The 19,690-nt window shown below is 65.4% G+C and carries 21 protein-coding genes; 8 read left to right on the forward strand and 13 right to left on the reverse strand.

Going from position 1 to position 19,690, the window contains the following annotated elements:
* Positions 1-4: 4 nt before the first annotated feature.
* The 3 genes from JJ959_RS16575 to JJ959_RS16585 are packed head-to-tail and all read right to left on the reverse strand — an operon-like array spanning position 5 to position 3,760.
* A complete protein-coding gene (locus JJ959_RS16575) occupies positions 5-1,816 on the reverse strand; it encodes an acyl-CoA dehydrogenase (protein ID WP_292886009.1) in 1,812 nt (603 codons plus the stop codon).
* On the reverse strand, positions 1,803-2,555 hold the full coding sequence (locus tag JJ959_RS16580; protein ID WP_292886012.1) for a glucose 1-dehydrogenase: 753 nt from the start codon (positions 2,553-2,555) through the stop codon (positions 1,803-1,805). The genes JJ959_RS16575 and JJ959_RS16580 overlap by 14 nt, the downstream gene beginning before the upstream one ends.
* Positions 2,556-2,569: 14 nt before the next feature.
* Positions 2,570-3,760, reverse strand: a complete 1,191-nt coding sequence (locus tag JJ959_RS16585) for a thiolase family protein (protein WP_292886014.1) — start codon at positions 3,758-3,760, stop codon at positions 2,570-2,572.
* Positions 3,761-4,039: 279 nt separating this feature from the next.
* On the opposite strand from JJ959_RS16585, the gene JJ959_RS16590 reads away from it, so the two are divergent.
* A complete protein-coding gene (locus tag JJ959_RS16590) occupies positions 4,040-5,083 on the forward strand; it encodes a methyl-accepting chemotaxis protein (RefSeq protein WP_292886016.1) in 1,044 nt (347 codons plus the stop codon).
* Here JJ959_RS16590 and arsJ read toward each other — a convergent pair.
* Together arsJ and JJ959_RS16600 are read right to left on the reverse strand one after the other, a co-directional pair.
* Complete coding sequence (gene arsJ / locus JJ959_RS16595) at positions 5,080-6,354, reverse strand: organoarsenical effux MFS transporter ArsJ (RefSeq protein ID WP_292886019.1); 1,275 nt, start codon at positions 6,352-6,354, stop codon at positions 5,080-5,082. The two genes, JJ959_RS16590 and arsJ, sit on opposite strands and share 4 nt — an antisense overlap.
* On the reverse strand, positions 6,351-7,364 hold the full coding sequence (locus JJ959_RS16600) for an ArsJ-associated glyceraldehyde-3-phosphate dehydrogenase (RefSeq protein ID WP_292886021.1): 1,014 nt from the start codon (positions 7,362-7,364) through the stop codon (positions 6,351-6,353). The genes arsJ and JJ959_RS16600 overlap by 4 nt, the downstream gene beginning before the upstream one ends.
* A gap of 104 nt (positions 7,365-7,468) precedes the next feature.
* Here JJ959_RS16600 and JJ959_RS16605 point away from each other — a divergent pair, with 104 nt between their 5' ends.
* From JJ959_RS16605 to JJ959_RS16620, 4 genes are read left to right on the forward strand one after another with little or no spacing between them, the layout of a single operon-like run.
* On the forward strand, positions 7,469-7,828 hold the full coding sequence (locus JJ959_RS16605; protein ID WP_292886023.1) for a metalloregulator ArsR/SmtB family transcription factor: 360 nt from the start codon (positions 7,469-7,471) through the stop codon (positions 7,826-7,828).
* Positions 7,818-8,336, forward strand: coding sequence for an arsenate reductase ArsC (locus tag JJ959_RS16610; RefSeq protein WP_292886025.1), 519 nt, complete (start codon positions 7,818-7,820; stop codon positions 8,334-8,336). The genes JJ959_RS16605 and JJ959_RS16610 overlap by 11 nt, the downstream gene beginning before the upstream one ends.
* A gap of 25 nt (positions 8,337-8,361) precedes the next feature.
* A complete protein-coding gene (arsB, locus tag JJ959_RS16615; RefSeq protein WP_292886028.1) occupies positions 8,362-9,441 on the forward strand; it encodes an ACR3 family arsenite efflux transporter in 1,080 nt (359 codons plus the stop codon).
* 3 nt (positions 9,442-9,444) lie between these two features.
* Complete coding sequence (locus JJ959_RS16620) at positions 9,445-9,669, forward strand: GDCCVxC domain-containing (seleno)protein (RefSeq protein ID WP_292886030.1); 225 nt, start codon at positions 9,445-9,447, stop codon at positions 9,667-9,669.
* Positions 9,670-9,747: 78 nt separating this feature from the next.
* Here JJ959_RS16620 and boxB read toward each other — a convergent pair whose 3' ends face one another.
* The gene (boxB, locus tag JJ959_RS16625; protein ID WP_292886033.1) at positions 9,748-11,196 is read right to left on the reverse strand and encodes a benzoyl-CoA 2,3-epoxidase subunit BoxB; all 1,449 of its coding nucleotides are present in this window, start codon (positions 11,194-11,196) and stop codon (positions 9,748-9,750) included.
* Between the two features lie 54 nt (positions 11,197-11,250).
* Positions 11,251-12,903, reverse strand: coding sequence for a 2,3-epoxybenzoyl-CoA dihydrolase (gene boxC / locus JJ959_RS16630; protein ID WP_292886036.1), 1,653 nt, complete (start codon positions 12,901-12,903; stop codon positions 11,251-11,253).
* A gap of 187 nt (positions 12,904-13,090) precedes the next feature.
* Here boxC and JJ959_RS16635 point away from each other — a divergent pair, with 187 nt between their 5' ends.
* Genes JJ959_RS16635 through JJ959_RS16645 form a run of 3 tightly spaced genes read left to right on the forward strand, consistent with a single transcriptional unit; the run spans position 13,091 to position 15,433 of the window.
* Entirely contained in the window at positions 13,091-13,798 is a 708-nt protein-coding gene (locus JJ959_RS16635) for an ABC transporter permease (protein ID WP_292886039.1), read from the forward strand.
* Positions 13,791-14,570, forward strand: coding sequence for an ATP-binding cassette domain-containing protein (locus JJ959_RS16640; protein WP_292886042.1), 780 nt, complete (start codon positions 13,791-13,793; stop codon positions 14,568-14,570). Before JJ959_RS16635 ends, JJ959_RS16640 begins: the two co-directional genes overlap by 8 nt.
* Positions 14,571-14,605: 35 nt before the next feature.
* Positions 14,606-15,433, forward strand: a complete 828-nt coding sequence (locus JJ959_RS16645) for a substrate-binding domain-containing protein (protein WP_292886045.1) — start codon at positions 14,606-14,608, stop codon at positions 15,431-15,433.
* Positions 15,434-15,454: 21 nt separating this feature from the next.
* Here the strand turns inward: JJ959_RS16645 and JJ959_RS16650 are convergent, their stop codons facing one another.
* The 6 genes from JJ959_RS16650 to JJ959_RS16675 all read right to left on the reverse strand — a co-directional run bounded on the left by JJ959_RS16650 (position 15,455) and on the right by JJ959_RS16675 (position 19,644).
* The gene (locus JJ959_RS16650) at positions 15,455-16,354 is read right to left on the reverse strand and encodes a helix-turn-helix transcriptional regulator (RefSeq protein WP_292886048.1); all 900 of its coding nucleotides are present in this window, start codon (positions 16,352-16,354) and stop codon (positions 15,455-15,457) included.
* Positions 16,355-16,427: 73 nt separating this feature from the next.
* On the reverse strand, positions 16,428-16,796 hold the full coding sequence (locus tag JJ959_RS16655; RefSeq protein ID WP_292886050.1) for a cytochrome c: 369 nt from the start codon (positions 16,794-16,796) through the stop codon (positions 16,428-16,430).
* Positions 16,796-16,927 (reverse strand): hypothetical protein, encoded by a 132-nt coding sequence (locus tag JJ959_RS16660; RefSeq protein WP_292886052.1) that lies wholly within the window; start codon positions 16,925-16,927, stop codon positions 16,796-16,798. Before JJ959_RS16660 ends, JJ959_RS16655 begins: the two co-directional genes overlap by 1 nt.
* A 13-nt stretch (positions 16,928-16,940) precedes the next feature.
* Positions 16,941-18,311, reverse strand: coding sequence for a c-type cytochrome (locus JJ959_RS16665; protein ID WP_292886055.1), 1,371 nt, complete (start codon positions 18,309-18,311; stop codon positions 16,941-16,943).
* A 24-nt stretch (positions 18,312-18,335) separates the two neighbouring features.
* The gene (locus tag JJ959_RS16670) at positions 18,336-19,418 is read right to left on the reverse strand and encodes a formate dehydrogenase subunit gamma (protein ID WP_292886057.1); all 1,083 of its coding nucleotides are present in this window, start codon (positions 19,416-19,418) and stop codon (positions 18,336-18,338) included.
* 19 nt (positions 19,419-19,437) lie between these two features.
* Positions 19,438-19,644: a hypothetical protein gene (locus tag JJ959_RS16675; RefSeq protein ID WP_292886060.1), complete on the reverse strand. Its 207-nt coding sequence runs from the start codon at positions 19,642-19,644 to the stop codon at positions 19,438-19,440.
* Positions 19,645-19,690 lie beyond the last annotated feature (46 nt).

The following is a 19,690-nucleotide window of genomic DNA, read 5'->3' on the forward strand; positions in this document are numbered from 1 at the left end:
CCCGCTAGAAAGACTCGCCGGGCATCCGGAAGACCGTATCGTCGCCGGATTCAAGCAGCGTCAGCAGAGGTCCGGCGCGCGGCAGCAGCCAGGCGAAGACAAAGCGGCAGGTTTCAATCTTTCCAGTGAGGAAAGCGCCATCTCCGGCACCGTCGGCCAACAGGCGCTCCGCGGTCAGGGCCTGCGCGAGCCAGACCCTGGCGAGGGCGAGATAGCCCGCGGCATCCATGAAGGCGGCCGCATTGGCGAGCGTCCGGCGCGGATCCTCCGCGAGCCGCCCAAGGATGGTCTCCGCGAGGCTCGCGAAACGGTCTGAGACCGCCTCCAGCTCTTCGGCCAGTGGGCGGAGCGTGGTGACTGACTTCGCAGCTGCGGCGGTTTCAGCGATGCCGCCCCGAAACAGCGCAAAGGAGCGACCGTCCGCCTGCCCCAGCTTGCGGCCCATCAGATCGATCGCCTGGATGCCGTTGGCGCCCTCGTGGATCGGGTTGAGCCGGTTGTCGCGCCAGAACTGCTCCACCGGAAAGTCGCGCGTATAGCCGGCGCCGCCATGGATCTGGATCGCCGCGTCGTTCGCCTCCAGCGCACGGTCGGAAAGGAAGGACTTGATCACAGGCGTCAGGAAGTCGAGCAGCAGCCCGGCATCGCGCCGCACTGCCTCGTCGGAATGGGTGCGCTGGTCGTCGACCAGCAGCGCCGCCCCGAGACAGAGTGCGAGCCCGCCCTCCGCCACCGCCTTCTGCAGCAGCAGCATCCGGCGGATGTCGGCGTGCTCGATCAGCGGGATCTGCGGGCTCGTCGCGTCCTTACCGTCCGGATGCCGTCCCTGCGGCCGTGTCCGGGCATAGTCGAGAGAGTGCAGATAGCCGGTATAGGCGAGCGCGACGGCGCCGGAGCCGACGCCGATGCGGGCTTCGTTCATCATGTGAAACATGTAGGTGAGGCCGCGGTTCCGCTCGCCAATGAGCTCGCCGATGCAGGGTGCGCCCTCGCCGAGATTGATCACCGTGTTGACGGTGCCACGATAGCCCATCTTGTGATTGAGCCCGGCCAGCACGACGCCGTTCTCCCGGCCGGGATTTCCGTCCGCGTCCAGCCGGTAGCGCGGCACGAGAAAGAGCGAGAGCCCCTTCACGCCCGGCGGCGCGTCCGGCGTCCGCGCGAGCACCAGATGAACGATGTTCTCCGCCATTTCGTGCTCACCTCCGGAGATCCACATCTTGGTGCCGGTGAGCGACCAGGCCCCGTCCTCCTGAGGCTTCGCCAGCGTGCGGACGTCGGAAAGCGAGGAGCCGGCATGGGGTTCCGACAGCATCATGGTGCCGAAGAAGCGCCCGTCGGTCAGCGGCGCGAGGAAGCGTTCCTTCTGGCTCTCGCTGCCATGCGCCGCGATCAGGTTGCCGGCGGCGATGGTGAGAAAGGGATAAGCGACAGTCGAGAGGTTCGCCGCCTGGAAGTTCGCGAAGGCGGCCTGCGTCACCACCCAGGGAAGCTGCATCCCGCCGACCGCCTCGTCGTGGTGCGCGGCGGCGAAGCCGGCCTCGCTGAAGGCGGCGATGGCGGGCCCTATGTCGGGGTGGACGACGATCTTGCCGTTCTCGATCCGCGGCTCGTCGAGATCGGAGGCCCTGTTGTGCGGACGGAACTTCTCCGCCGCGATGCGCCGGGCGGTCCCGATCACGGCGTCCCAGGTCTCGCGCCCCTGCCCCGCAAAACGCGGACGGTCCGCCAGCCGCGCGATGCCGAGATGGTCGTGCAGCAGAAAGGCGAGATCCCGCTCCCGGATCAGGAAGTCCTGCACGTCAGCGGAGCGCAAAGCCGCCGTCGACAGTGACGACGGAGCCGGTCATGTAGGCGCCCGCGTCCGAAGCGAGCAGCAGCAGCGCGCCGTCGAGATCGTGGGTCTGGCCGAGCCGACGCTGCGGGATGGTCTTGATCATCTGCTGACCCGGCGGGGTCTGGAAGAACTCGCTGTTGATCGGCGTCTCGATATAGCCGGGCGCAATCGCGTTCACCCGGATGTTGTGGCGCGAGAGCTCCAGCGCCATCGCCCTGTTCAGCTGCAGCAGCCCGCCCTTGGAGGCGCAGTAGGTCGAGAGCATGCCGATCACCTCGGTGCCGAGGATCGAGGAGATATTGATGATCGAGCCGCCGCCGCTGTCCTTCATCTGCAGTGCCGCCGCCTGGGCGACGAGGAAGCAGCCCTTCAGGTTGGTGTCGAGCACCTGGTCGTAATCCTCGGGCGACATCTCCAGGAACGGCTTCTGCACCGCGATCCCGGCATTGTTGACCAGAATGTCGAGCGGGCCGAACTCCTGCGCCGCGACGTCGAGCGCCTCGCGGATCGAGACCGGATCGGTCACATCCATGGAGACCGCGTGCGCCCGTCCGCCCGCGTCGCGGATCGTCCCCGCGAGGCTTTCCAGCTTTGCCTTCTGGCGCGCGGCGAGCACGACGGACGCGCCGTGTGCGGCGAGGGTTTCCGCGAAGCGGCTGCCGAGCCCCTGGCTCGCGCCGGTGACGAGCGCGACCTTGCCGGTGAGATCGAATGACATGAGGTCTCTCCCGTTCAGGCGTTCAGGTTTTCGATCAGCACGGCCATTCCCTGGCCGGCGCCCATGCACATGGAGATGCAGGCATAGCGCTGACCGGATTCCTGCAGGTGATGCATCGCGGTGATGGTCATGCGCACGCCGGTCGCCCCCGGCGGATGACCGATGGAGATCCCGCCGCCGTAATGGTTGGTCACCGAACGGCTGATCCCGAGCTCCTTCTCGGCATGCAGGTTCACCACCGCGAAAGCCTCGTTGATCTCGTAATAGTCGATGTCGGAGGCCTTCATGCCGCGCTTTTCCCAGAGCGCGCGGATCGCCGGCACCGGGCCGCAGCCCATGATGCGCGGCGCGACGCCGACGATGGTCCAGTCGACCAGACGGGCGACCGGCTCGACGCCCTTCGCCTCCATCTCCGCCCGGTCGCCGACCAGCACGAAGGCGGCGCCGTCGGTGACGCCGCTCGAGTTGCCCGGCGTCACCTGGCCGTCCTTGCGGAAGACCGGCTTCAGCTTGGCCAGCTTCTCCATGGTGATGTCCGGGCGCGGGAACTCGTCGTCGATCATCAGCCGCGTGCCCTTGCGTCCCTCCGGCACCTCGATCGGCGCGATCTGGCGGGCGAGGAAACCGGTCGCGATCGCCTTGCCGGCGCGCTGCTGGCTCATCAGGCCCCAGGCATCCATGTCCTCGCGGCGATACTGGAAATCCGCGGTCAGGCTTTCCGCCGTCGCGCCCATCAGCCCGTGCCCGAACGGGTCGCTATAGACGGACTCGACGCTGTCCTCGAAGCTCTGCGCGCCGCGCACGACACCCCAGCGCATCCCCTGGTTCAGGAACGGGCCGCGGGAGAAATTCTCGCCGCCGCCGGCGAGCGCGATCTTGCCGTGCCCGGTCATGATCTGCTGTGCGGCCGTCAGGATCGCCTGGGTGCCGGAACCGCAGGCCCGGTTCACCTGCAGGGCGCAGCTCTCTTCCTTCATGCCGATATTCATGCCCGCCACGCGGCCGACATAGTAGCCGTCCGGATCGACCGGGAGAACGTTGCCCCAGACCACGTGATCGATGTCTTCGGGCGAGATTTCGGCATCCTCGACGCAGGCCTTCGCGGCATGGGTCGCGAGCGCCGAGAGCGGGATCTCCTTCAGCGACTTGCCGAAATCACCGAACGGCGTCCGCTTGCCGCCCGCAAGCACGATTTCCTGAGCCATTGTTCCTCTACTCCCCTGCGCCCGACTTTACGGCGCGTGTTCTCGTTTGCCGGCGGCGGAACTCTGGACCGAAGCATCGGCGGGGTGCAAGTGCGATGCGGGAACATATTCCGCCACACCCGACGTCGCCCCGACTGGTGCAGCGGCACGCTGATCCACATCAAATTCGATGCACATTAATTATGCATTTACATTTTCTGCTTAGAAAAAATGCAGATTTTGTGATTCCATAAGACTCTCCGCACTCTCCTTGCCCTTTCCCGCCCGCAGGTTTTTCACATGAGCATGCCCGACGCCGCGACCGATCCGGAACAGATCGTCACACTCACCGCCGATGTCCGGACAACGGCGGAGACCAAGATCGCCGAAATCCAGGCGATCACCGGCCGGACCAAGATGCTGGCGCTGAACGCCCTGATCGAGAGCGCCCGGGTCGGCGAGCTCGGGCGCGGATTCGCGGTCGTCGCGGACGAGGTGAAAGGCGTCTCGGCCGAGATCGAGCAGATCGCGCAGACGCTGAACTCGGAGCTTTCCGGCAAGGCGGAGATGCTGGAGCGGATCGGGCGCTCGATCGTCGACCAGCTGAAGGGCCAGCGCCTGGTCGACCTCTCGCTGAACGCGGTGGAGCTCATCGACCGCAACCTCTTCGAGCGGACCTGCGACGTGCGCTGGTGGGCGACCGACAGCGCCATCGTCGACTGTCTCGCGAGCCCGTCGGAGGAGGCCTCGGCCTATGCCTCGAAGCGGCTCGGCGTCATCCTCTCGGCCTACACCGTCTATCTCGATCTCTGGGTCTGCGATGCCAAGGGCACCATCGTCGCCAACGGACGTCCGGACCGATACCACGTGCGCGGTCAGTCCGCCGCGAACGCGGCCTGGTTTCGCAATGCCAAGGCGACCGCCGACGGCGAAGAGTATTCGGTCGCCGATATCGCCGCCGCCCAGGAGCTCGACGGCCAGCCGGTCGCGACCTACGCCGCGGCGATCCGCGAGAATGGCGAGAGCCGGGGCAAGGTTCTCGGCGTGCTCGGCATCCATTTCGACTGGGGACCGCAGGCCCAGACCATCGTCGAGGGCGTGCGCTTCGACGAATCCGAGGCCGCGCGCTCCCGCGCCCTGCTGCTGGATGCGGATTTCCGCGTCATCGCCGCCTCCGACGGTGCCGGGGTGCTGCAGGAAAGGTTCGAGCTCCGCACCGAGGGACGCAGCAGCGGCCATTATTCGATACCCGACGATACCGTGATCGGTTTCCACAAGACCCCCGGCTACGAGACCTATGAGGGCCTCGGCTGGTACGGCTGCGTCGTACAGGCGCCGCGCTAGGGCTTTTGCATCGCCTCCGGACGGGACGCCAGCAGCGGCAGCGTGAACAACACGGCAACCGCAACCATTCCCGCCGAGACCCAGAGCGTCGCGGTCAGGCCGGCGAGCTGGTAGACGAGACCCGAGAGCAGGGTTCCGGCGAAACGCCCGACCGCGTTGGCCATGTAGTAGAAGCCGACATTGAGCGCGACCTTGTCGGCGTCCGAATAGGCGACGATCAGGTAGGAATGCAGCGCCGAGTTCACGGCGAAGACCACACCGAAGATCAGCAGACCTCCGATCAGGATGACGGACGGGGCCGGAAGCGGCGGAGCCGGAAGAAGGTCCGGGGTAAGACCGGCGGCAATCAGGGCGGGCAGCAGCGCCAGCAGACCGCCCCAAAGCGCTGCGCCGCGGGCCGCACCTCCGGCGTCCCTGGTGTTTCTGAGGAACCGCGGCACCGCGGCCTGCACGATCCCGTAGCCGACGACCCAGATCGCCATGAAGAGCCCGACCCGGTCGAAGGACCAGCCGAGCCGGTCATAGAGAAAGACCGGCACGCCGACGACGAACCAGACGTCACGCGAGGCGAAAAGGAAGATCCGCGCCGCCGAGAGAAAGTTGATCTCCCTGCTCTTGGCGAAGAGATCGCGCTTGGCGATCTTCTGCTTCGCCTTGCCGAGATCGGCGGTCACGGTGAGCAGGGACGCCACCAGAACGACGGCGAGCATCCCCGCCATGAGATAGAGCGACGGCGCGAAATCGAGCCATTGCAGCATGACGCCGCCGAGGAGGAACCCGACCCCCTTCAGCGCGTTCTTCGAGCCGGTCAGGATCGCGACCCATTTGAACAGAAGCCCTTCGGCCTCCGAGGCGACCACGAGCTTCACCGCAGATTTGGAACTCATCTTGGTGAGGTCCTTGGCGATGCCGGAGAGCGCCTGCGCCGTCATCACGAAGCCGACCGAAAACAGCATGGTCCAGGCCGGGTCGGTCTGGGAGAGCATGAGCAGGGCCGCGATCTGCACCGCGAGCCCGGAAAAGAGCGTGATCTTCAGGCCGTATCGGGCACCGATCCAGCCACCGAGGAAATTGGTGACGATCCCCATCGCCTCGTAGAGCAGGAACAGCACCGCGATATCGAGCGGCGTGAAGCCGAGCCGGTGGAAATGCAGCAGCACCAGCATGCGCAGCGCGCCGTCGGTGAGCGTGAAGGCCCAGTAGGCCGCCGTGACCGCCGCGTAGGTGCGCCCGTCCGAGGTGCGTACGCCGCTTTCCGCCGTCGTGCTCACAGGCTCCTCGCCACCTTGGCCGCGAGCTCCATCATCCGGTTCACATAGCCCCACTCGTTGTCGTACCAGGCGTAGATCTTCGCCTGCGTGCCGTTCACCACCATGGTCGAGGGCCCGTCGACGATCGCCGAGCGCGGATCGTCGGTGAAGTCGGTCGAGACCAGCGGCCGTGCCTCGAAGCCGAGGATACCCTCGAGCGGCCCGCTCGCTGCCGCCGCGACGAACATCTCGTTGAGCTCGCCGATGCTGGTCGGCCGCTCCAGCTCGAAGACGCAGTCGGTGAGCGAGGCGTTCAGCAACGGCACGCGGACCGCATGGCCGTTCAGCCGGCCCTTGAGTTCCGGATAGATGAGAGCAATGGCGGTCGCGGACCCTGTGCTGGTCGGGATCAGCGCGTTCAGGGCAGAGCGCGCCCGGCGCAGGTCCTTGTGCGGCCCGTCAACGATCACCTGGGTGTTGGTGACGTCGTGGATCGTGGTGATCGATCCGTGCCGGATGCCGATCCCCTCATGCACCACCTTCACCACCGGGGCGAGACAGTTCGTTGTGCAGGAGGCGGCGGTCAGCAGGTGGTGCTTCGCCGGGTCGTAGAGATGGTCGTTGACGCCCATCACGATGTTCAGCGCCGCCTCCTCCTTCACCGGGGCGGAGACGATCACCTTGGGGATACCTTTTTCGTAATAGGGCGCCAGGGCGGCGGCGCTCTTGAAACGACCACTGCATTCAAGAACGATATCGACCGCATCGCCGCTCCAGTCCGTCTCTTTCGGCGAGGCATGACCGGTCAGCGGGATCTCCCGTCCATCCACGACGATGCCCCGCTCGGTCCAGCCGACCTCGCGGGCCCAGCGCCGGTGCACGGTGTCGAATTCGAGCAGATGCGCCGCCATCTCGGGCGTCATGGCCGGATCGTTGATGGCGACGATCTCGATGTCGTCGCGCCCCCAGCGGGCCCGCATGCCCAGCCGCCCCATCCGTCCGAAGCCATTGATCGCAACACGCGCACTCATGCCGGTTCTCCCTGCCCGCGACAGCCACAATGGTCCGCTTCCCCGATGGGCTGCGCAAATTAATCTTTGCCGACCATCGTTTCAATGATAATTGAATTATTGAAATGAAAGATTCACATGCCATCGCCGCGCTCGGCGCGCTCGCCCAGGAACACAGGCTCGGACTGTTCCGTCTGCTGATGCGCGCCGGACCGTCCGGGATGTCCGCCGGCGCCCTCGCGGAAGAGGCGGGCGTCTCGCGCTCCAGCCTGTCGTTCCATATCGCACAGCTCGAGCGGGCGGGGCTGGTGCATGCCCGGCGGCAGCACCGGAACATCTTCTACGCGGTCGAGATCGACGCGATGCGGCGGCTTGTAACTTTCCTGACACAGGATTGCTGTAACGGGAACCCGGACATTTGCGGCAAGCTTGCCGTGACCGCCGCCTTCTGCGGCACGACTCCGGAGACGAGCGATGACCGGTGACAAGATCTACAACGTGCTTTTTCTCTGCAAAGGCAACTCCGCCCGCAGCATCATGGCGGAAGCCATCCTGAACCGCGCCGGCGCCGGCCGTTTCAAGGGTTTCAGCGCCGGCAGCAATCCGCGCGGCGAGATCCACCCCTACACCGCCGATTTCCTGAAGAACCAGAATTACCCGATCGAGACTCTGCGCTCGAAGAACTGGGAAGAATTCGGCAAGCCGGATGCGCCGCAGATGGATTTCGTCTTCACGGTCTGCGACGACGCGGCGAACGAGACCTGCCCGGTCTGGCCCGGTCAGCCGATGAGCGCCCATTGGGGCGTGCCCGATCCGGCCACGGTCGAAGGCAGCGAGGCGGAAAAGCGCTTTGCCTTCGCCGACGCCTTCCGCATGCTGAACACGCGGATCGGGATCTTCGTCAACCTGCCGATCCAAGGGCTCGACAAGCTGACGCTGCAAAAGCATCTCGACGATATCGCGGGCGCCGCCAGATCGGCGGAACCCGCCTGACCCACATGAAAGGACCCGATCGCGCATGAGTACCGAAACGGCGGCCGCGGAGGCCGCTCCCGGCGGCATCGGGTTCTTCGAGAAATGGCTCTCGGTCTGGGTCGCGCTCTGCATCGCGGCGGGCGTGGCGCTTGGCAATCTGGCGCCGGGACTGTTCGAGTCCCTGGCTGGCCTCGAATATGCCTCGGTCAACATCGTCGTCGCCGTGCTGATCTGGGCGATGGTCTACCCGATGATGGTGGCGGTCGATTTCGAGAGCCTGAAGAGCATCGGCTCGAAGCCGAAGGGCCTCGTCATCACCCTGACGGTGAACTGGATCGTGAAGCCCTTCACCATGGCGGCACTCGGGATCCTCTTTTTCCGCTACCTCTTCGGCGACCTGATCCCGCCGACCGACGCGGAGCAATATATCGCCGGCCTGATCCTGCTCGGCGCCGCGCCCTGCACCGCGATGGTCTTCGTCTGGTCGACCCTGACACGGGGCGACGCGACCTACACCCTCGTTCAGGTCTCGGTGAACGACCTGATCATGATCGTCGCCTTCGCGCCGATCTGCGGGCTACTGCTCGGCGTCACCGACCTCGAGGTGCCGTGGGAAACCCTGCTGCTCTCCGTCATCCTCTATGTCGTGATCCCGCTCGGCGCCGGATATCTCACCCGCCGTCACCTTACGGCGAAGGCCTCGAATCACGATGCGGGCGAACAGGTCGTCCACGATTTCACCGCGCGGGTGAAACCTTTCTCCGTGCTCGGCCTGCTCGCCACCGTCGTGCTGCTGTTCGGCTTCCAAGGCCAGACCGTGCTGGAGCAGCCGCTGACCATCGCGCTGATCGCCGCGCCGCTGGTGCTGCAATCCTACGGCATCTTCGCCATCGCCTACGGCTGGGCGAAGGCCTGGGGCGTGCCCTTCAACATCGCCGCGCCCTGCGCCCTGATCGGCACCTCGAACTTCTTCGAGCTCGCGGTCGCGGTTGCCATCAGCCTCTTCGGCCTGAATTCCGGCGCCGCACTCGCCACCGTGGTCGGCGTGCTGGTGGAAGTGCCCGTGATGCTGTCGCTGGTCGCCTTCGCGAACCGCACGCGGGGCTGGTTCGCGAAAGGTTAGGCGATGGCCAAGGAAGCAGCGCCGATCATCCTGAACTCCACCATCACCTGCCCCGAATGCGGTCACAGCGAAACCGAACGAATGCCGACCGACGCCTGCCAGTTCTTCTACGACTGCAAGGGATGCGGCGCGCTGCTGAAACCGAAGCCCGGCGACTGCTGCGTCTTCTGCTCCTACGGCACAGTTCCCTGCCCGCCGATCCAGTCCGGATCGGACTGCTGCGCATAGGCGTGCATTAAAAAAACCCGGGCCGCCGAAGCGGCCCGGGCGAGAACCCGAATTTCCAAGGGAGGAAAGATCGGGAAATCAGTCGTGGATCTTCACGTATTCGAAGTCGCCCGGCTTGTTGTCGATGCCGACGCGCGGGGCGGAAATCCAGCCGGCGAACTGGCCGGGCTCGCGCACCGGGCTCATCAGCGAGGCGATATAGTCGCCGTCTTCGAGGTTCGGCAGGAACTCGTCCCGCCGCGCACCCCATTCGGCGTCGCTCAGCAGCTTGCCGTCCGGGGTCGTGTGGACGTTGCGGAACTCGCCGATATGGCGATGGAAGGCGACGTTCGGCAGCTTGATCTCGAAATCGATCCCGGCCTTGGTGATGAGCCGGTTCCAGCGGTTGATGCCGCCCTGGCAGTCGCGGACGTAATCGTCGCGCAGCCGCATGTTGAGGGCGGAGAGCGCCGGTTCGTCGACCATCCTGATCTCGCCGTCGACCAGCTTCAGCACCGGATAGGTATCGTCGACGAGCTGATGGTCGTCGTCGATCCGCTCTTCCTGGAAGCGGCCCTTGAGGCCCGCGTTGAAGGCATTCGCCGCGTTGGTCGAGACCTCGGAGCCGAAGAGATCGAGGGAGAGCGAGAAATGCAGGTTCGCCTTCTTCTGGATCGTCGGCAGGTCGATCACGCCAAGGGCGCGGATCTTCTCGATCTCGTACGGGTCCTCGATCCCGGCCTCGCGCATCGCCTCGCAGGTGCGCTGCACGGTGCGGCCGACGCCGGTCTCGCCGACGAACATGTGGTGCGCTTCCTCGGTCAGCATGAAGCGGCAGGTGCGGGACAGCGGGTCGAAGCCGGACTGCGCCAGGCTTTCCAGCTGCATCTTGCCGTCACGGTCGGTGAAGAAGGTGAACATGAAGAAGGAGAGCCAGTCCGGCGTCGCCTCGTTGAAGGCGCCGAGCATGCGCGGCTTGTCCGCGTCGCCGGAGCGGCGGTTGAGCAGCTCGCCCGCCTCCTCGCGGCCGTCGCGGCCGAAGTACTTCTGCAGCAGGTAGACCATGGCCCAGAGATGCCGGCCTTCCTCCACATTGACCTGGAAGAGGTTGCGCATGTCGTAGAGCGAGGGCGCGGTCGCGCCAAGGAAGCGCTGCTGCTCGACCGAGGCGGGCTCGGTGTCGCCCTGGATCACGACGAGGCGGCGCAGCATGGCGCGATATTCGCCCGGCACTTCCTGCCAGGCATCCTCGCCCTTGTGCTCGCCGAAGGCGATCTTGCGGTTCTCGACCTGCGGCGCGAGCAGAATGCCCCAGCGGTAGTCGGGCATCTTCACATAATCGAATTTGGCCCAGCCTTTCGGGTCGACGCTGACCGCTGTGCGCAGATAGACGTCGGAGGTCTGGAAGCCTTCCGGGCCCTGGTCCATCCACCAGTCGATGTAACCCGGATGCCACTGCTCCAGTGCCTTCAGGATCTTGCGGTCGCTCGAGAGATTGATGTTGTTCGGGATCTTGGTGTCGTAGCTGACGTTCAGGATCTCGTTCATGGGACGTTTCCTCCTCTGTTCGGGCGCTGCCAGTTTCCCCTGGGGGGCTGGGGGTCAGACCCGCTTGATGTCGTATTCGGGCTTGCGGCCGGTGCCGTAGCGGCCGAGCGCGCCCTCGGGACCGACGGCGTTCGGGCGCTGGAAGATCCAGTTCTGCCAGGCGGTCAGCCGTCCAAAAATCTTGGTTTCCATGGTCTCGGGACCGGCGAAACGGAGGTTGGCCTCCATGCCGGTCAGCGCATCCGGCGAGAAGCTGGCGCGCTCCTCGAGGAAGATGCGGACCTCGTCCTCCCAGTCGATATCGTCGAAGATGAAGGTGACGAGGCCGAGTTCGTCGGCGCGCTCCGCATCGAGGCTCTCACCGATGCTTTCCTCGGCCGCCTTCAGCGTCTCGGGCTCGCCGAGGAAGCGGGTCTCGAGCCGGGTCAGGCCGTTGCTCATCGGGAACGGCCCAAAATTGGCCGGGCCGAGCGCGATCTCCGCCGGCGGGCGGTTGTCGCCGTCGAGCTGCCCTTCCAGCATGTAGGAACGGTCGCAGGCGAAGAGCAGTTCGGCGAGGGAGCCGGCGAAACAGCTTCCCGGCTCGACCAGCGCCACCAGCGAGCGCGAGGTGACGTCGATCCGCTTCATCACCCGCTTCCAGTAGAGCAGGATCTCGCGGCCGAGCCAGTTGCTCCGGTTGGCGGCGAGGAAGGCGTCATGCTCCAGAACCTTCGCGCCGTCGCCCTCGGTCTTGAAGATCAGCGTGCCGATCTCGAGCTCGTTCAGGCGCAGATGCAGGATCGCGTCGTCCAGCTCGCGGCAGAGCTTCAGCATCCAGTAATCGGCGCCGAGCGCGGCCAGCGCGCCGGTATCCGCGGGCACATCCTCTTCCGGACCCTTGATCAGGATCGTCGCGTTGCGCTCGGCGCGATCGATCTCGACCGTGACCAGGCTGTAGCGCACGAGATCGCCGTCGATCTCGCGCTCGACCTTCGGCAGGGCGATGCCCTTGGCGTCGGACGGCCGGTCGGAACTCGCGGCCATTGCGGCGACGCGGGCGGCGACCACCTCATCGAACTTCGAATTCGGCGCGACCTCGTCGACCAGATCCCAGTCGGCGGCGCGCTTGCCCTTGATGCCTTCCTCGATGGCGCAGAACACGTCCGCGCGGTCGCGGCGCACCTTGCGCTTGTCGGTGACGCGGGTGAGGCCGCCGGTGCCCGGCAGGACGGCGAGCAGCGGCGCTTCCGGCAGGGCGACGGAGGAGGAACCGTCGTCGGTCAGGATGATATGGTCGGTCGCGAGCGCGAGTTCGTAGCCGCCGCCGGCGCAGGCGCCGGTCACAGCGGCGAGATATTTCTGCCCGGACTCGGCGCTCGCCTCTTCCATGTAGTTCCGGGTCTCGTTGGTGAACTTGCAGAAGTTCACCTTGTGGGCATGGGCCGCGCCGGCGAGCATGCGGATGTTCGCCCCGGCGCAGAACACGCGGTCCTTGGCCGAGCGGAGCACCACGACCTTCACTTCCGGATGCTCAAACCGCAGGCGCTGGATGGCATCGTAGAGCTCGATATCGACCCCGAGATCGTAGGAATTGAGCTTCAGCTCGTAACCCTCGAACAGGCCGCCCTTCTCGTCCACGTCCATGACGAGGTCGGCGCGCGGGCCGTCGAACTCCAGCTTCCAGTGCTTGTAGCGGGTCGGATCGGTCCGGAAATCGATCATCATTGCAGCGCCTCTCCCGTTTTTGCCGCTCTTCGAGCCTGGCCGGTTCTTGTCTCGTCAACGCAATATAATGCAAACGCAAAAATTGACATGCATTATTTTGCATGTTGCTCCATTCGCCTGGAAAACCGCTGTCCACAAAGTGGAATTCCGACTCGCATGCGAAAATTTCTGCATGTAACGTCAGAATATGCAGGATTTTGCAGATTCATTCTCGCTTGCCTTCGGGCTGATCCTCTCGGCCGATCCGGAACTGGCCGAGATCGTGCTGCTGTCGCTCAGAGTCAGCTTGTCCGCGACGCTCGCCGCTTGCGCGATCGGCATGTCTCTCGGCGCGGCGATGGCGATCTTCCGCTTCCCGGGCCGCGGTGCGCTGCTGATCTTCACCAATGCCATGATGGGCCTGCCGCCGGTCGTGGTCGGCCTCGCGATCTACATGCTGCTCTCCAACGCGGGGCCGCTCGGCGCGTTCTCGCTGCTATATTCACCGACCGCGATGGTGATCGCACAGACCGTCCTCGTGACGCCGATCGCGACGGCGCTGACCCGGCAGGTCATCTCCGACCTGCATGTCGAATATGACGAGCAGCTCCGCTCGCTCTCCCTCGGGCCGCTCGACACGCTCGGCACCCTGCTCTGGGACGCACGTTTTTCGCTGATCACCGTGGCGCTCGCCGGTTTCGGCCGCGCCATCGCAGAGGTCGGCGCCGTGATCATCGTCGGCGGCAACATCAATCACGTGACCCGGGTGATGACCACGGCGATCGCGCTGGAGACCTCGAAGGGCGATCTCGCCCTCGCCCTTGCGCTCGGCCTGATCCTGATCGGGATCTCGATCACGGTGAACGCGGCCCTGATGGCGCTGAAGGGTACGGCAAGGCGGTTCGCCTATGAATAACCTGCAGCAGACCCACGGCGCGAACGCCTCGTTCGTTCAACGCAACGCCCTCCTGCCGCTCCGCGCCGACGCGCTGCGCTTCGCGCCGGACGGATTGACCATTCTCGACGATGTCTCGCTGCAGATCGCCGAGGGCGGGATCACGATGATACTCGGCTCGAACGGCGCCGGCAAAAGCGTGCTGCTGAGGCTGCTCCACGGGTTGCTGGAGCCGCACCGGGGCGAAGTGCTCTGGCGCGGCGGCCCGGCGACCCGCGAAATCCGGCGGCGCCAGGCCATGGTGTTCCAGAAACCGGTGCTGCTGCGGCGCTCGGTCGCCGCCAATCTCGAGCATGCGCTGAAGGCCGCCGGCGTTCCACGCACCGAGAGAGCGCGCCGGATCGAGGAAGCCCTGGAGGAAGCCGGCATCGCCCATCTTGCAAAACGTCCGGCGCGGGTCCTTTCGGGCGGAGAACAGCAACGCCTCGCCGTTGCCCGCGCCCTCAGCCTCAAGCCCGATGTGCTGTTCCTGGACGAGCCGACCGCCAGCCTCGACCCTGTCTCGACCGCCGCGATCGAGGCCCTGATCCTCGCCGCCGACCGGCGCGGCTGCAAGATCGTCATGATCAGCCACGACCTGCATCAGGCGCGCCGCCTCGCCTCGGAGATCGTCTTCATGGACCGCGGCCGGATCGCCGAGCAGTCCGAGGCCGCGAGCTTTTTCAAAGAACCGTCGAGCGCCGCGGCGCGCGACTTCCTGGCCGGACGGCTTCGCTTGCCGGACGGCCGATGACCAGCAAGCAAGATCGATCAAAGGGAGAGAGCAAGATGAGATACCTTAAGCAGTTTATTGGCGGACTTGCCGTTGCGGCACTCGTTGCCGCCGGCAGCGCGGGCGCCTTCGCCGCCGACAAGTTCATCATCGTGCAGTCGACCACCTCGACGCAGAATTCGGGTCTGTTCGACTACATGCTGCCGAAATTCACCGAAAAGACCGGGATCGAGGTTCGGGTCGTGGCCGTTGGGACCGGCCAGGCGCTGAAGAATGCACGGAACGGCGATGGGGACGTCCTCTTCGTGCATGCCAAGCCCGCTGAGGAGAAGTTCGTCGCCGAGGGTTTCGGGGTGAAACGCCAGGACGTCATGTTCAACGACTTCGTCATCGTCGGCCCGGAGGCCGATCCGGCGAAAGTCGGCGGCATGAAGGACGCTCCGGCGGCCCTGAAGATGATCGCTTCGGCGGCGGCTCCCTTTGCCTCCCGCGGTGACGATAGCGGCACCCACAAGAAGGAGAAGGCGCTCTGGAAGGCGGCCGGCGTCGATGCCTCGGCCTCTAGCGGATCCTGGTACCGGGAAACCGGCTCCGGCATGGGCGCGACGCTCAATGCCGCGGTCGGCATGGGTGCCTACGCGCTGACCGACCGGGCCACTTGGATCAGCTTCAAGAACAAGGCCAACTTCAAGATCCAGGTCGAGGGCGACAAGGTCCTGTTCAACCAATACGGCGTCATCCTGGTGAACCCGGCCAAGCATCCGAAAGTCAAGCAGGCCGAAGGCCAGGCCTTCATCGACTGGGTGACCGGACCGGAAGGCCAGGCGACGATCAACAGCTACACGCTGAACGGCCAGCAGCTGTTCTTCGCCAACGCGAACTGACCAAAAGACGAACCGGCCGGGTCAGGGCGCATTGTCGCGGACCCGGCCGAGTTCCGTAATGTCGTATCCACCCAGCTCCGCCGCCCGTTCGCGGAAGAGCGCGCTCCGGGTGAAGGCGAGCAGAGCCTGGAACGGCGGCTCGAAATAGAATTTCCGGCTGACCAGCAGATCGAACTCTTCCTCGACCAGAGGGAGAAAGGCCAGCCCGCTCTGCCCCGCGGCGGAGACCAGCCCCAGTCCCGCATCCGCGCGTCCTGCGCGCACCGCCTCGCCAAGCTCGGACTCCGTCCGCGCCGGCGGCGCGCTCCAAGAGACCGCATCCCCGGCGAGGCTTGCCTGCTCCAGCAACTGTCGGAGGAGCACCTGGCTGCCCGCGCTCTCCTGCCGCGCGACAAGCCGTTTTCCGGCGAGGTCCTTGATGCCGGAGATGCCGAGCGGATTGCCGGCAGCCACGACGAGACCGCGCGACCGTTTCGCCCAGGAGAGCAGCACAGCATCCCGCGACGGTCCCAGCGCCCGTACCGCGCCGATGTTCCAGAGCGCGCCCGCCGCCTTGGGAATATGGATTGCCGCGACCGCCGCCTGCCTGTTCCGGAACCGCTCTAGCCCGTCGAGACTGCCGTCGAACAGAGTGGGGAGCGCCGCGCCCGACTCCCGGATCGCCCAGTCCAGCAACGGATCATGGCTCCCCGCGACGATGGCGGGCCGCTCAGTGGTTTGCTCGGGGGCGCCCGCGTCGCGCCCGGCGGACGGATCGCCGGCGATCCAAGCCTCGATTTCTTCGCGCGGGAACAGCAGCTTGCCCGTGACGCGGCGACAGGGAACCGCGCCGTCGGCTGCGAGCTGGTAAACCTTCCGCTCCTTCACCCGGAGCAGGTCGGCAAGTTCGCGCACGGTCAGGAAGGCTGGAGGCGTTGTCATCGGCCCGGATGCACCCGCAATGAATGGCGTCCAAGAGCCTTACTGAGGTGACCCGCCGCCGTCAATGTAGGGCCTATTTCAGGGTCTGGACAAAAGCGAGGATCGCGTCGAGATCGTCCGCGGTAAGTCGGATTTCCGCCGCGTTCGGCGGCAATGTCGTCAGCGGCTCGACGCCTTCCATACGGATGAAGGCCCCATGGGGCCGGCGATCGAAAAAGCTGACGAACCTGTGCTCACCATCGGGCAGCGTCATCAGCAGTTTGAAGGAGGGCGTGCTGCCGATCCCGCCAAGGCCGTTTGCGGGATCGATCACATGACAGCGCGCGCAATGCTGAAGCGAGATCGACCGTCCCTCTGATACGAGGCCCCCGTCCTGTGCGAGCGCCGTGTCGGCGAACGGCAGGAAGGCCGGCAGCAGCAGCGCGGGGAGCCAGCGCGGCATCACTCGAGCCGGACGCTGCCCGTCGCGGACTGGTTGACGTGGCTCGTGCTGAAATCGAGCTGTCCGAGGACGAACCAGGCGATGCCGGAAAAGACGGCGATCCCGACAAGTGACGAAATGAAAGCTTTCATTTGGACGATCTCCTTAATTTTTCCCGGCGCGGCGTTCCGCCTCGGCGAGGGCTTCTCTCAGGAAATGCAGCAGGGCCTTGCGGTCTTCCCCGCTGCCCAGCCGCTGCAGCGGCATCTTGGTGCCAGGCACGACATGTTCCGGACCTTTTTCAAACAATTCTCCGATCGTCTCTTCCGACCAGACGATGTCGCTCTCCAGCAGGGCCTTCGAATAGGGATAGCCATCGACGCTTCCGACACGGCGTCCGAAAACGCCAAAGAGAGTGGGGCCGGCCCTGTTGCCGCCATCCGGCGTAAGGGTGTGGCAGACTGCGCAGGTGCCAAAGACCGCGGCTCCGCGAGCAGCAAGCGCATCTCCTTCAGGCACATAGAAAGCCGTCTCCAGCGACTTCTTGACGCCGATCTCGACGCCTTTCTCCAGATCCCAGCGGGCCACCTTCGCATCGCGACCGGCTGACAGGAGTTCACGGCCATCCGGCGTGAAGCTGACCGCCCAGACGGGTCCCTTGTGTCCGCGCAGGGTCTGCAGCGGCCGGCCATCGGCGAGCGACCAGAGCACGATCTGTCCGTTCGCCCCCCCGGTCGCGAAACGGGCTCCCGCGCGATCGACGTCGATCGAGAGAACCGGGGCCTCGTGGCCCAGCATGAAGCGCCGCTCCTCGCCGCTCTCGAGGTCGAACAGCCGAACCGCCTCGTCGGTACCAGCCACGACGAGAGTGCGGCCGTCGGGTGCCAGGAAAAGACGGTTCACGGGCAACCCTATTTCGGTGAACGTCTCGGGCACTGTGTCGCGGGCGAGTGTCCAGATCCGCACCGTTCCGTCATAGCCCGCGCTAAGGACACGGCCGCCGTCGGCTGTGAACTGCACTGCGTTCACAGGACCGGAATGCCCTTTCAGGACGACTGCCTCGCCGTCCTCCGCGCCCCTTGAAATACGAACCGCACCGTCGAAACCGGCGGAGGCGACCGTGCTCCCATCGGGCGACACCGCGATGGCGCTGACGCGTCCCTCATGCCGGGTCAGGAGCCTCGCCGGCTCAGTCTCGCCGAGCCTCCAGAGATAGACCGCGCCGTCATTGCCGCCGGAGACCGCATGGGAGGCGTCCGGCAGGAAGGCGACGTCGCTCACAGCCGCGTCGTGGCCGTACATTACGCGGCGTGCATGCTCGTCGGGAAGATCCCAGTAGATGATGGAATAATCGAATCCGGCGGTCAGCGCGGTCTTGCCGTCGGGCGCGACCGCGACCGCGTGCACCGGGCCTCCGTGGCCGATCAACTCGGCATCGGCAAGCGGAACCGCTGCCCCCGCAAACAGGACGGCCGCCGCGATCCATCTTCGGATCACGGCGCCTGATATCCGGGAGAAAGCGGTGGCTCCGGGCACCACGGTCGCTCCTGCCTGCGCGTACTAGTCCGCGCCGGACGAGGCCTGGCGCGTCTGCACTTCCTCGACCCAGAGGCTGTGGTGCTCCTTCGCCCAGTTCTCGTCGACCATGCCACTGCCCATGGCGTCGAACGCGCCTTCCATACCGATGGAGCCGATATAGATATGCGCGACGATGATCACGATCAGGGCGATGCCGACGACCGAGTGCCAGAGCTGCGAGAGCTGCATCTCCTGCATCACCGTCAGCTCTGTCGGCAGATTGGCGCCAAACATGTTCAGGACGCCGAAGGTCTTGCCGAACATGTGCAGTTCGAAGGGGAACAGCAGAGCGATCCCGGACGCGCTGATCGAGGCGCCGCCGATGATGACCGACCAGAAGATCAGCTTTTGGCCCGCATTGAACTTCTTCGAAGGCGGGTGCACCCCCTTCGAAAAAAGTCCGCCGCCCTGGGCCAGCCAGATCAGGTCCAATTTATTGGGGATATTATGCTTCACCCACATGACGAACATCATCACCACGCCGACCATGAAGGCGAAGGCGATGTAATTATGCAGGTACTTTCCGGCGATCGTGATCACCGAGAACGCATCCGGACCGATCACCGGCAAGAGCACGTAGCGCCCATAGAGCACGTTGAGCCCGGTAAGCCCGAGGACGACGAAACTTGTCGCCGTCAGCCAGTGCGCGAAACGCTCGACCGAATTGAACCGCTCGATCAGCTTGCCGCTCATCCCGTGTTCGACCTTGATCCGGCCGCGCAGGATGAAGAACAGGCTGAGAAGAATGAGAATGCCGAGCAGCGCCCACGCACCGTAGAGCGACAGCGGACCGTTGCGGAAGGCACGCCAATTGTCGCCCTCTGACTGGATCAGCACGCCGGCCTGGGCGTTCGGGATCGAGACCTGGCCCTGCTGGCCCTCGCGGATCTGGCGCCAGAAATCGGAGTCGCTGGAAGTTCCGAGCGTATTGCCCGGCACCTCGCCCGCTTGTTGCGCGGCGGCACTCTGAACCAAGGCGAAATCGGAATCGGTAGCGGCGCCCGTCAGAAGGAACACGGCGAGAAAGAGACCGCCGAGATGCTTGAAGAAGGTCGGTTTCGTCATGCGATTCTCTCCCGGAGGCCTAGAGGTCGAAACTCTGCAGGCGACCGCGCTCGCGGATCTCCGTCAGGGCTTCTTCGGAAAGGGACTGATCCTTGGCACCGAGATAGGTGCCCTTCTTGTAGAGGAGGACCCTGTCCTGTTCGCTCTCGCGGCAACCGGCCAGCAGCACCATCACCAGCGCGGCAAGGGCCAATCCGCGGAACACGACCGGACGTGCTCTATCCATGTCCGTATCACTCCTTGAGCATTGCCGTCGGCCATGCCCGGTCAAG

It is taken from the genome of Nisaea sp., assembly GCF_017640745.1.
Lineage (GTDB): Bacteria > Pseudomonadota > Alphaproteobacteria > Thalassobaculales > Thalassobaculaceae > Nisaea.